The following is a 9579-nucleotide window of genomic DNA, read 5'->3' on the forward strand; positions in this document are numbered from 1 at the left end:
TAATTTATACGATGAGCAAGAAGTTTCATATAAAGAAAGGTGACTTAGTTCAAGTAAATGCAGGAGAAGACAGAGGGAAACAAGGAAAGGTACTTGAAATGATTCCGGATAAGCAAAGAGCTATTGTTGAGGGTATCAATCTGGTAAGTAAACATACCAAACCCAACGCTGCTCACCCGCAAGGAGGAATCATTAAGAAAGAAGCTCCAATCCACATCTCCAACTTGAACGTTGTTGACCCGCAAACCGGAAAGCCGACCAAAATCGGACGCCGCCGGAACGCAGAAGGAAAATTAGTGAGATACGCTAAGAGATCCGGTCAGGAGTTGAAGTAAGAATAAATAAAATTGCAGGTTGTTATAGAGCAACTTGCAATTTATGATTTTAATTTGTAGTTTTGCAGCCGCAAAATGAAAATGATATGCCGTGAGGCATTATAACAAATATTATAAATGAAATACGTACCAAATTACAAAAAGAAGTATAGCGAAGAAATTGTACCGACTTTAATGAAGGAGTTCGGATACAAGTCAGTTATGCAGGCGCCCAAATTGGAGAAGATAGTAATCAATCAGGGTGTGGGATCATCCATTCAGGATAAGAAGATCCTTGAGTTTTCAGTGAACGAGATCGCGACCATCACCGGTCAGAAGCCCGTAACTTGTAAATCAACCAAGGACGTTTCTAACTTTAAATTACGTAAGGGCATGCCGATCGGCGTAAGAGTGACTTTGCGTAAAGAACGTATGTATGAATTTTTAGAAAGACTTATTGTTTCCGCGCTTCCGCGTATCCGTGATTTCAAAGGAATCAACAATAAGCTTGACGGAAGAGGAAATTACACTTTAGGAATAGAGGAGCAAATCATATTCCCGGAAATCGTGTTGGACAGTGTTCACAAGATCATGGGTATGAACATCACTTTTGTAACTTCGGCTAATACCGACGAAGAGGCTTTTGCTCTTCTACGAGAATTTGGATTACCATTTAAAAAGAACTAAAAAAAAGCGAAATGGCAAAAGAATCAATGAAGGCCCGTGAGGTTAAGCGTGCAAAATTGGTAGAAAAGTACGCCGCAAAACGAGCTAAATTAAAAGAGGAAGGAGACTACATTGGATTGAGCCTTCTACCGAAAAACTCCAGTCGCGTTCGTTTGCACAACAGATGCAAACTGACAGGAAGACCGAGAGGGTACATGAGACAGTTTGGTATAAGCAGAATTCAATTCCGCGAGATGGCTTCAGCGGGGCTTATACCCGGAGTTAAGAAGGCTAGTTGGTAATATTTAAAAATTTGAAGAGATGACAGATCCAATAGCAGATTTCCTTACACGCATCAGAAATGCAGTGAAGGCAGGTCATAAAGTAGTGGATATCCCGGGATCAAAGATGAAACGGGAAATGACCAAGATCTTAAAGGAAAAAGGATATATCCTGAATTACAAGTTTGAGCAAGATGGTATCAGAAGCAATATCAAAATCGCTTTGAAGTATCATCCCGAGACGAAAATGCCCGCCATTAGAACATTGACACGTGTTTCAAAACCGGGTCTGAGACGTTACACGAATGTAGAGGACATGCCTCGCGTGCTGAACGGATTGGGTATCGCGATTTTGTCAACGTCATTGGGCGTAATGTCTGATAAAGAAGCTCGCCAAAAGAATGTTGGCGGTGAAGTATTGTGCTATGTTTATTAATAAAAAGGGCGGAAAATGTCACGAATAGGAAAATTACCAATAGATATACCACAAGGGGTTACAGTAACTGTAAATCCTAACAACACGGTCGTGGTAAAGGGTCCGAAGGGAGAACTTTCTCAGGACGTACACGGAGATATGATCGTGAAGGTGGAAGGAACTCAACTTGTTGTTGAGCGTCCGTCAGAAGATAAAGCTCATAAAGCCATGCATGGTTTATATCGTGCTTTGATTCATAACATGGTTGTAGGTGTTTCTGAAGGTTACACGATCAAACAAGAGTTGGTCGGAGTAGGTTACAGAGCGAATGCTGAAGGTCAGGTTCTTGAATTAGGGTTAGGTTATTCACACGGGATCTTCTTGGTGTTACCGAATGAAGTGAAGGTGAGCGTACTCAATGAAAAACGTGCTAACCCGATTATTACGCTGGAAAGTTGCGATAAGCAACTTATCGGTCAGGTAGCGGCCAAGATCCGTTCATTCCGTAAACCGGAGCCTTACAAGGGTAAAGGTATCAAATTTGTGGGTGAAGTTCTTCGTCGTAAGGCTGGTAAATCAGCTAAAGTTTAATCACCTGTAAAAAAGTAATGTTATGGCTTTAACTAAGGTAGAAAGAAGAATAAGAATAAAAAGAAGAATACGTAAAGTAGTCTTCGGAACTGCTGAGAGACCTCGTTTGACGGTGTTCCGTTCAAATAAACAAATCTCTGCTCAGTTGATTGACGATAATGCCGGAAAGACATTGGTTTCAGCAACTTCACTTTGCAAAGAGATTGCTGAAAAGAAAGGCAACAAGACAGAACAGGCACAATTGTTGGGTGCAATGATTGCTGAAAAAGCAAAGGCAGCCGGTATCGAAGCTGTTGTGTTTGACAGAAACGGGTATTTGTATCACGGAAGAGTGAAAGCATTAGCAGATGCAGCTCGTAACGGTGGTCTTAATTTTTAAAAGTAGGCGAGCATGGAACAGAAGATTAATAGTGCAGACTTGGAATTGAAAGACAGATTGGTGGCTATCAACCGCGTAACCAAGGTTACCAAGGGAGGTAGAACCTTCAGTTTCTCTGCAATCGTGGTGGTAGGCGACGAGAATGGTACGGTAGGTTACGGGTTAGGTAAAGCTAACGAGGTAACAACCGCTATTTCAAAAGGTGTTGAAGCCGCGAAGAAAAATTTGATAAAGGTGCCTGTATTGAAAGGAACTCTTCCTCACGAGCAAGAAGCTAAATATAGCGGAGCAACCGTATTTATGCGTCCCGCTTCTTCAGGTACCGGGCTGGTAGCCGGAGGTGCTATGCGTGCCGTATTGGAGAGTGCCGGGATTAAAGACGTGTTGGCAAAATCGAAAGGATCATCTAACCCTCACAACTTGGTAAAAGCTACTTTTGCAGCTTTGAAGTTATTGAGAGATCCCCGAATGATTGCTCAACAGAGAGGCATTAGTCTTGACAAAGTGTTTAACGGATAAAACTGAATGAACGATGGCAAAGATTAAAATTACACTGGTAAAAAGTAGAAGCGGTAGCGATAAGCGTCAGCTTGGTACTTTGAACGCGTTAGGCCTCGGAAGAGTAAACAGTAGTGTTGAACACGAAACCTCACCCCAGATCATGGGTATGGTAGCCAAGGTTAAACACTTGGTTCGCGTTGAGGAAGTAAAGTAATTGTCGAACCTATTTTAAAGATAGTATACAATGGATTTAAGTAGCTTAACACCGGCTGCCGGATCAACTCACAGAGAGAAAAGAATTGGTCGCGGTCAGGGTTCCGGAAAAGGAGGTACTTCTACAAGAGGACATAAAGGTGCGAAATCAAGATCGGGTTATAAATCCAAGATCGGTTTTGAGGGAGGACAGATGCCTTTGCAGAGACGTGTACCGAAATTTGGCTTTAAAAATATAAATAGAGTAGAGTATAAAGCTATTAATGTAGGGATGCTTCAGGATTTGGCCGAGAGAGAAAATCTTACAGTAATTGAAAAAGACGTTTTGATTCAAGCCGGATTAATGTCTAAGAACGATCTTCTTAAGGTATTAGGTGATGGAGCGTTAACTACTAAGTTGGAAGTGAAAGCTAATGCTTTCTCCGCTAAGGCTATAGCAGCTATTGAGGCTGCGGGCGGAACGGTAGTTAAATTGTAAGATTAAAAATTTGGGCGTTTAAAGTTGTTTTTAAAATAGAATTACTATTTTTGAAGCAACTTTAACAAAACCCAGATCAATGCCTTAAAAGAAAGAACTTATGAAGTTATTTGATACATTAAAGAACATTTGGAAAATAGAGGAGCTCAAGACTAGGATTTTAACTACGCTTGGGCTTATTCTCGTTTACAGGTTAGGAACAGAGATCGTACTGCCCGGTATCGACCCTCATGGCTTGCAGGCCTTGAAAGATCAAACTTCCAGCGGCGTTTTAGGCTTGTTGGACATGTTCTCGGGGGGAGCGTTCTCGAACGCGTCGGTATTTGCTTTGGGTATTATGCCTTACATTTCCGCCTCCATCGTGGTGCAGTTATTGGGAATTGCAGTTCCTTATTTCCAGCGCTTGCAGAAAGAAGGAGAGAGTGGAAGACGTAAGATCAACCAAATCACGCGGTACCTTACTTTGGTTATCCTCGTATTACAAGGTTCGGCGTATCTTACAAACTTAAAAGCTCAGGTGCCTGTAGAGGCTTTCGTGTCTACCGGTTTTTGGCAATTCCAACTTCCCTCTATCGTGATTATGGCGGCAGGCTCCATGTTTGTCCTGTGGCTGGGAGAGAGAATCACGGATAAGGGAATCGGTAACGGTGTTTCGATCATCATCATGATTGGTATCATCGCTCGTTTGCCATTTGCTTTCGTTGCAGAAGTAACTTCCAGAGTGACTCAACAGGGAGGAGGATTAGTAGCTTTCCTGATCGAATTGATAATATTGTTTCTCGTGTTCTGCGGTTCCATTCTACTTGTACAGGGAACGCGTAAAGTGCCTGTACAGTATGCCAAGAGAATCGTGGGTAACAAACAATACGGTGGTGTTCGTCAATACATTCCGTTGAAGATCAACGCTGCCGGGGTTATGCCTATCATTTTCGCTCAAGCTATTATGTTGTTGCCGGTATCCTTGATTAATTTCTCCAATGCGGAGGGATTGTCCGGGTTTGCAGCGGCATTCTCTGACTTCACCGGGTTCTGGTATAATTTCACGTTCTTTGTATTGATTGTCGCGTTTACTTATTTCTACACGGCGATCACGGTAAATCCGATGCAGATGTCAGAGGATATGAAGAAGAACGGCGGATTTATTCCGGGAGTAAAACCGGGAAGAAAAACTATGGAGTTCCTTGATACGATTATGTCGAGAATCACTCTTCCGGGATCTATCTTCTTGGGAATTGTGGCTATCCTTCCGGCTTTCGCTCAAATATCGGGCGTGAACCATCAGTTTGCCCAATTCTATGGAGGTACATCTTTGTTGATTTTGGTGGGTGTAGTTTTAGATACATTACAGCAAATCGAGTCTCACTTGTTGATGCGTCACTACGACGGGTTGATGAAGTCGGGACGAATCAAAGGTAAAAATCCAGGCGGACCTGCTGCGTATTAAAGAAAAATATTGTACTTTTGCGACATGATTTTTTTAAAGACACAGGAGGAGATTGAGTTATTGCGGGAAAGCAACCGATTAGTAGGAAAGACTCTGGGTGAGGTGTCCAAACACGTTCGCCCGGGTATTTCGACTTTAGAGTTGGACAAGATAGCGGAAGATTTTATCCGTTCCAACGGTGGCATTCCCGGATTTCTCGGGTATGGAGGTTTTCCGAACACGCTTTGCATTTCAGTGAATGATGAAGTGGTTCATGGGATACCGTCCTCTCGTTGTTTAGAAGAAGGTGATGTCGTATCCGTTGATTGTGGGGTTGTGAAGAATGGCTTTTACGGGGATAGCGCCTATACGTTTGCTGTCGGGGAGATTAGCGATGAAGTGAAAAAACTTTTACAAGTGACGAAAGACAGCTTGTACAAAGGGATAGGACAGGCAGTAGCGGGAATGCGGACAGGAGATATCGGTTATGCCGTACAATCATACGCCGAAGCGAACGGTTTTTCCGTCGTGAGGGAATTGGTAGGACACGGGGTAGGGAAGAATTTGCATGAAGAACCTCAGGTTCCGAATTACGGTCGCCGGGGACAAGGTTGTAAGTTGAAGGTAGGGATGGTGATAGCCATTGAGCCTATGATAAACATGGGAGCGCGTAACGTGTTTCAGATGGCGGACGGATGGACGATCAAGACAAGAGATCATTTGCCGGCAGCCCATTTCGAGCACACGATAGCTATCGGAAAAGGAGAAGCTGATATTTTGTCAACATTTGAATATATAGAAGATTAGGAAATTGTAAATTGCAAATTTTAGATTGTAAATTGGGAAATGAAGGGTTAATTTAAAATCTAAAATCTAAAATCTAAAATTGAATTATGGCGAAACAGCCTTCAATAGAGCAAGATGGAGTGATAACGGAAGCATTGTCGAATGCTATGTTTCGTGTCGAACTGGAAAACGGGCATATCATTACGGCTCATATTTCAGGAAAGATGCGGATGCACTATATAAAAATACTTCCGGGAGATAAAGTGAGAGTGGATATGTCCCCTTACGATCTCACGAAAGGTAGGATAACATTCAGATATAAAAATTAAATTGTAGAGCAATGAAAGTAAGAGCATCTGTCAAGAAGCGTAGTGCTGATTGCAAGATTGTAAGAAGAAAGGGCGTTTTATTCGTCATTTGCAAGAAGAACCCGAAATTTAAACAACGTCAGGGTTGATTATTAATTAAGTAAAAACGTAAAAGAGTTTTATGGCAAGAATCGTTGGTGTAGATTTGCCCTCCAACAAAAGAGGGGAAATAGCTCTAACCTATATCTTCGGTATAGGTAGAAGTAGTGCCAGGACCATATTAGAAAAGGCCGGCATCGATTTTGACACTAAGGTAAAGGACTGGAATGACGATCAACTAGCTGCTGTACGTAAGGTCATCAATGATGGGTACAAAGTAGAAGGAGAGTTGAGAACATCGGTTCAGATGAACATCAAACGACTGATGGATATCGGTTGTTACAGAGGAATCAGACATCGTATCGGTCTTCCCGTAAGAGGACAGAGCACGAAGAACAATGCCCGCACGAGAAAGGGTAAGAAGAAAACTGTTGCTAACAAGAAGAAAGCAACTAAATAATTGATAAGAGATTGAATTATGGCAAAGAAGTCTACATCTAACAAGAAACGGCTAGTTAAAGTAGAGGCCGTGGGACAAGCACACGTTCATTCATCTTTTAATAACATCATTATCTCTATGACGAACGCTAACGGACAAGTTATCTCTTGGTCATCGGCAGGTAAGATGGGATTTAGAGGATCAAAGAAAAACACCCCTTATGCAGCCCAGACGGCAGCTACCGATTGCGGTAAAGTTGCTTTCGACTTGGGTATGAGAAAAGTTAAGGTATATGTTAAAGGACCGGGTAACGGTAGAGAGTCTGCAATTCGTGCGATCCACGCTTGCGGTATCGAGGTTGCCGAGATCATTGACGTTACGCCGCTTCCGCACAATGGATGTCGTCCTCCGAAACGGAGAAGAGTGTAATTAATATATTGGGTGTAATTTTAAAAATCAAATAGAAATGGCTAGATATACAGGACCTAAGTCTAAAATAGCAAGAAAGTTTGGTGAGCCCATTTTTGGACCGGATAAAGCGTTAGAACGTCGTAACTATCCTCCTGGACAACACGGAATAGCTCACCGTAGAAAGAAGATTTCCGAGTACGGAATTCAATTGAAAGAGAAACAAAAAGCCAAATATACTTACGGTTTGTTGGAAAGACAATTCCGTATCTTGTTTGAGAAAGCCGAGAGTAGTAAAGGTGTTACCGGTGAGGTATTGCTCCAATTGTTGGAGTGCCGTCTGGACAACGTCGTTTATCGTTTAGGAGTAGCTCCTACGCGTGCTGCTGCTCGTCAGTATGTATCTCACAGACATATCACCGTGAATGGTAAAGTATGCAACATCCCGTCATGTCGCATCCGCCCGGGCGATGTTGTCGCTGTCAGAGAAAAATCCAAATCTTTGGAGGTGATCAATGATTCACTGAGAGGGAATAGAAGTAGCAGATACTCTTGGTTAGAGTGGGATGCTGCCGCTATGAGTGGGAAACTACTTAATGTACCGGAAAGATCAGATATCCCGGAGAACATTAAAGAGCAGTTAATCGTAGAGTTATATTCTAAGTAGTAAAATAAAAATATATATGGCAATATTAGCTTTCCAGAAACCGGACAAAGTAATCATGCTTGAATCAACGGAAAGATTCGGTAAATTCGAATTCCGCCCGTTGGAGCCAGGTTACGGCATCACTATTGGTAATCCACTACGCAGAATTTTGTTGTCTTCTTTGGAAGGCTTTGCGATTACCGGTATTAAAATTCAAGGTGTAGATCATGAGTTCGCGACGATCCCCGGTGTCATCGAAGATGTGACCGAGATTATCTTGAACTTGAAACAGGTTCGGTTGAAAAGAAAAGTGGAGGACGTGGAGTTTGAAAAGCTAACCGTTACTGTTTCCGGACAAGAGACGTTTGCTGCCGGTGCTATGAACCAGTTCCTGAAAAGCTTTGAAGTTTTGAATCCGGAATTGGTGATCTGTAACATGGATACTGCCACGAGCCTTGAGATAGAATTAACCATTCAGAAAGGACGCGGTTATGTTCCTGCTTCAGAGAACATGCCTGCAGACGCTGAAATCGGGGTAATTCCTATCGATGCTATTTACACGCCGATCAAGAACGTGCAATACGAAATCGAGAACTACCGCGTGGAGGGTAAGACCGACTACGAACGTTTGGTGTTCGAGATCGAAACCGACGGTTCTATCAACCCGACGGATGCGTTGAAAGAGGCGGCTAAAATTTTGATCCATCACTTCATGTTATTCTCTGATGAAAAGATTACTCTCGAAACAGAGGATAAATATGGAAACGAAGAGTTCGATGAAGAGGTATTGCACATGCGTCAGTTGCTGAAAACAAAATTGGTGGACATGGATCTTTCCGTTCGTGCACTTAACTGCTTGAAGTCGGCTGAGGTAGAAACTTTAGGGGAGCTTGTTCAATTTAACAAGAACGACTTGTTGAAGTTCAGAAACTTCGGTAAGAAGTCCTTGACCGAGTTGGAAGCCCTTCTGGAGAACAACAACCTTGAATTCGGTATGGATGTTGCCAAGTATAAATTAGACAAAGAGTAAGTAAGATGAGACATAATAAGAAAGTTAACCATTTGGGTAGAACTAGCTCGCACAGACACGCGATGCTTTCTAACATGGCTTGTTCTTTGATTCTTCACAAGAGAATCCGAACGACAGTTGCTAAGGCTAAGGCTTTGAAGGTCTATGTTGAGCCGCTTTTGACTAAGGCCAAAAACGACACGACTCACTCTAGAAGAACCGTGTTCTCTTATCTTCGTCGTAAAGAAGTTGTTGCTGAAATGTTTAGTGACATCGCGGAGAAGATTGCTAACCGTCCGGGAGGTTACACCCGTATTTTGAAATTGGGTAACCGTTTGGGTGATAACGCGGAAATGTGTATGATCGAATTAGTTGATTACAACACGACTTACACGGAAGTGAAGAAAGAAGAAGTGAAGAAAACGACTCGTCGTAAGAGATCTACTTCTGCCAAGAAAGAAGCCGCTCCTGTTGCTGAGGCTGCTGCTGAAACTCCGGTTGAAGAAGCTCCGAAGACAGAGGAGGAAGCTCCCAAGGCTGAATAATTTGAAATTCAGATATAAAGAAAGGGACTGTCTAACAATAAAATGTTGGCAGTCCTCTTTTTTTCTTTTCCTATATGA

18 protein-coding genes are annotated in these 9579 nt (G+C 42.5%); all 18 read left to right on the top strand.

What is annotated here, in order from left to right; all coding sequences use genetic code 11:
• The first annotated feature begins 11 nt into the window (after positions 1–11).
• The 18 genes from rplX (at position 12) to rplQ (ending at position 9501) form a co-directional block, all read left to right on the top strand.
• Positions 12–335 carry a 50S ribosomal protein L24 gene (rplX, locus tag L0M98_RS06625; protein WP_099291619.1) on the top strand — a complete coding sequence of 108 codons (324 nt, stop codon included), beginning with the start codon at positions 12–14 and terminating at the stop codon, positions 333–335.
• 117 nt (positions 336–452) lie between these two features.
• Positions 453–1001: a 50S ribosomal protein L5 gene (rplE, locus tag L0M98_RS06630; RefSeq protein WP_099291620.1), complete on the top strand. Its 549-nt coding sequence runs from the start codon at positions 453–455 to the stop codon at positions 999–1001.
• Between the two features lie 11 nt (positions 1002–1012).
• Positions 1013–1282 carry a 30S ribosomal protein S14 gene (gene rpsN / locus L0M98_RS06635; protein WP_027201662.1) on the top strand — a complete coding sequence of 90 codons (270 nt, stop codon included), beginning with the start codon at positions 1013–1015 and terminating at the stop codon, positions 1280–1282.
• A gap of 19 nt (positions 1283–1301) precedes the next feature.
• Positions 1302–1697 carry a 30S ribosomal protein S8 gene (gene rpsH / locus L0M98_RS06640; RefSeq protein WP_099291621.1) on the top strand — a complete coding sequence of 132 codons (396 nt, stop codon included), beginning with the start codon at positions 1302–1304 and terminating at the stop codon, positions 1695–1697.
• Between the two features lie 15 nt (positions 1698–1712).
• Positions 1713–2267, top strand: a complete 555-nt coding sequence (gene rplF, locus L0M98_RS06645; RefSeq protein WP_099291622.1) for a 50S ribosomal protein L6 — start codon at positions 1713–1715, stop codon at positions 2265–2267.
• Between the two features lie 22 nt (positions 2268–2289).
• Entirely contained in the window at positions 2290–2646 is a 357-nt protein-coding gene (gene rplR, locus L0M98_RS06650) for a 50S ribosomal protein L18 (protein WP_099291623.1), read from the top strand.
• Positions 2647–2658: 12 nt separating this feature from the next.
• The gene (gene rpsE, locus L0M98_RS06655) at positions 2659–3165 is read left to right on the top strand and encodes a 30S ribosomal protein S5 (RefSeq protein WP_099291624.1); all 507 of its coding nucleotides are present in this window, start codon (positions 2659–2661) and stop codon (positions 3163–3165) included.
• A gap of 13 nt (positions 3166–3178) precedes the next feature.
• A complete protein-coding gene (rpmD, locus tag L0M98_RS06660) occupies positions 3179–3361 on the top strand; it encodes a 50S ribosomal protein L30 (protein ID WP_099291625.1) in 183 nt (60 codons plus the stop codon).
• A 30-nt stretch (positions 3362–3391) separates the two neighbouring features.
• Positions 3392–3838 carry a 50S ribosomal protein L15 gene (gene rplO, locus L0M98_RS06665; RefSeq protein WP_099291626.1) on the top strand — a complete coding sequence of 149 codons (447 nt, stop codon included), beginning with the start codon at positions 3392–3394 and terminating at the stop codon, positions 3836–3838.
• A gap of 100 nt (positions 3839–3938) precedes the next feature.
• The gene (gene secY / locus L0M98_RS06670) at positions 3939–5282 is read left to right on the top strand and encodes a preprotein translocase subunit SecY (protein WP_099291627.1); all 1344 of its coding nucleotides are present in this window, start codon (positions 3939–3941) and stop codon (positions 5280–5282) included.
• A gap of 24 nt (positions 5283–5306) precedes the next feature.
• A complete protein-coding gene (gene map / locus L0M98_RS06675) occupies positions 5307–6068 on the top strand; it encodes a type I methionyl aminopeptidase (protein WP_186975989.1) in 762 nt (253 codons plus the stop codon).
• Between the two features lie 86 nt (positions 6069–6154).
• Entirely contained in the window at positions 6155–6376 is a 222-nt protein-coding gene (infA, locus tag L0M98_RS06680; protein ID WP_018337664.1) for a translation initiation factor IF-1, read from the top strand.
• 11 nt (positions 6377–6387) lie between these two features.
• On the top strand, positions 6388–6504 hold the full coding sequence (gene rpmJ / locus L0M98_RS06685) for a 50S ribosomal protein L36 (RefSeq protein WP_018337663.1): 117 nt from the start codon (positions 6388–6390) through the stop codon (positions 6502–6504).
• Positions 6505–6536: 32 nt separating this feature from the next.
• Complete coding sequence (gene rpsM, locus L0M98_RS06690) at positions 6537–6914, top strand: 30S ribosomal protein S13 (RefSeq protein ID WP_099291629.1); 378 nt, start codon at positions 6537–6539, stop codon at positions 6912–6914.
• An 18-nt stretch (positions 6915–6932) separates the two neighbouring features.
• Positions 6933–7322 (top strand): 30S ribosomal protein S11, encoded by a 390-nt coding sequence (gene rpsK, locus L0M98_RS06695; protein WP_099291630.1) that lies wholly within the window; start codon positions 6933–6935, stop codon positions 7320–7322.
• 37 nt (positions 7323–7359) lie between these two features.
• Complete coding sequence (gene rpsD, locus L0M98_RS06700) at positions 7360–7968, top strand: 30S ribosomal protein S4 (protein WP_227217878.1); 609 nt, start codon at positions 7360–7362, stop codon at positions 7966–7968.
• 16 nt (positions 7969–7984) lie between these two features.
• Complete coding sequence (locus tag L0M98_RS06705; protein ID WP_099291632.1) at positions 7985–8977, top strand: DNA-directed RNA polymerase subunit alpha; 993 nt, start codon at positions 7985–7987, stop codon at positions 8975–8977.
• A 5-nt stretch (positions 8978–8982) separates the two neighbouring features.
• Positions 8983–9501, top strand: coding sequence for a 50S ribosomal protein L17 (gene rplQ, locus L0M98_RS06710; RefSeq protein ID WP_186975987.1), 519 nt, complete (start codon positions 8983–8985; stop codon positions 9499–9501).
• The last annotated feature ends 78 nt before the right edge of the window (positions 9502–9579 follow it).

The sequence above is a fragment of the Butyricimonas sp. DFI.6.44 genome, assembly GCF_022132345.1.
Classification (GTDB): Bacteria; Bacteroidota; Bacteroidia; order Bacteroidales; family Marinifilaceae; genus Butyricimonas; species Butyricimonas muris.

Bases quoted from the DNA above. Each gene is read 5' to 3' on its own strand.
- rpmD (WP_099291625.1), top strand. From the start codon at position 3,179: ATGGCAAAGATTAAAATTACACTGGTAAAAAGTAGAAGCGGTAGCGAT.
- rpsM (WP_099291629.1), top strand. From the start codon at position 6,537: ATGGCAAGAATCGTTGGTGTAGATTTGCCCTCCAACAAAAGAGGGGAA.
- secY (WP_099291627.1), top strand. From the start codon at position 3,939: ATGAAGTTATTTGATACATTAAAGAACATTTGGAAAATAGAGGAGCTC.
- rplE (WP_099291620.1), top strand. From the start codon at position 453: ATGAAATACGTACCAAATTACAAAAAGAAGTATAGCGAAGAAATTGTA.
- rpmJ (WP_018337663.1), top strand. From the start codon at position 6,388: ATGAAAGTAAGAGCATCTGTCAAGAAGCGTAGTGCTGATTGCAAGATT.
- infA (WP_018337664.1), top strand. From the start codon at position 6,155: ATGGCGAAACAGCCTTCAATAGAGCAAGATGGAGTGATAACGGAAGCA.
- rplX (WP_099291619.1), top strand. From the start codon at position 12: ATGAGCAAGAAGTTTCATATAAAGAAAGGTGACTTAGTTCAAGTAAAT.
- map (WP_186975989.1), top strand. From the start codon at position 5,307: ATGATTTTTTTAAAGACACAGGAGGAGATTGAGTTATTGCGGGAAAGC.
- rplO (WP_099291626.1), top strand. From the start codon at position 3,392: ATGGATTTAAGTAGCTTAACACCGGCTGCCGGATCAACTCACAGAGAG.
- rpsN (WP_027201662.1), top strand. From the start codon at position 1,013: ATGGCAAAAGAATCAATGAAGGCCCGTGAGGTTAAGCGTGCAAAATTG.
- rpsK (WP_099291630.1), top strand. From the start codon at position 6,933: ATGGCAAAGAAGTCTACATCTAACAAGAAACGGCTAGTTAAAGTAGAG.
- rplF (WP_099291622.1), top strand. From the start codon at position 1,713: ATGTCACGAATAGGAAAATTACCAATAGATATACCACAAGGGGTTACA.
- rplQ (WP_186975987.1), top strand. From the start codon at position 8,983: ATGAGACATAATAAGAAAGTTAACCATTTGGGTAGAACTAGCTCGCAC.
- rpsD (WP_227217878.1), top strand. From the start codon at position 7,360: ATGGCTAGATATACAGGACCTAAGTCTAAAATAGCAAGAAAGTTTGGT.
- rpsE (WP_099291624.1), top strand. From the start codon at position 2,659: ATGGAACAGAAGATTAATAGTGCAGACTTGGAATTGAAAGACAGATTG.
- rpsH (WP_099291621.1), top strand. From the start codon at position 1,302: ATGACAGATCCAATAGCAGATTTCCTTACACGCATCAGAAATGCAGTG.
- rplR (WP_099291623.1), top strand. From the start codon at position 2,290: ATGGCTTTAACTAAGGTAGAAAGAAGAATAAGAATAAAAAGAAGAATA.
- L0M98_RS06705 (WP_099291632.1), top strand. From the start codon at position 7,985: ATGGCAATATTAGCTTTCCAGAAACCGGACAAAGTAATCATGCTTGAA.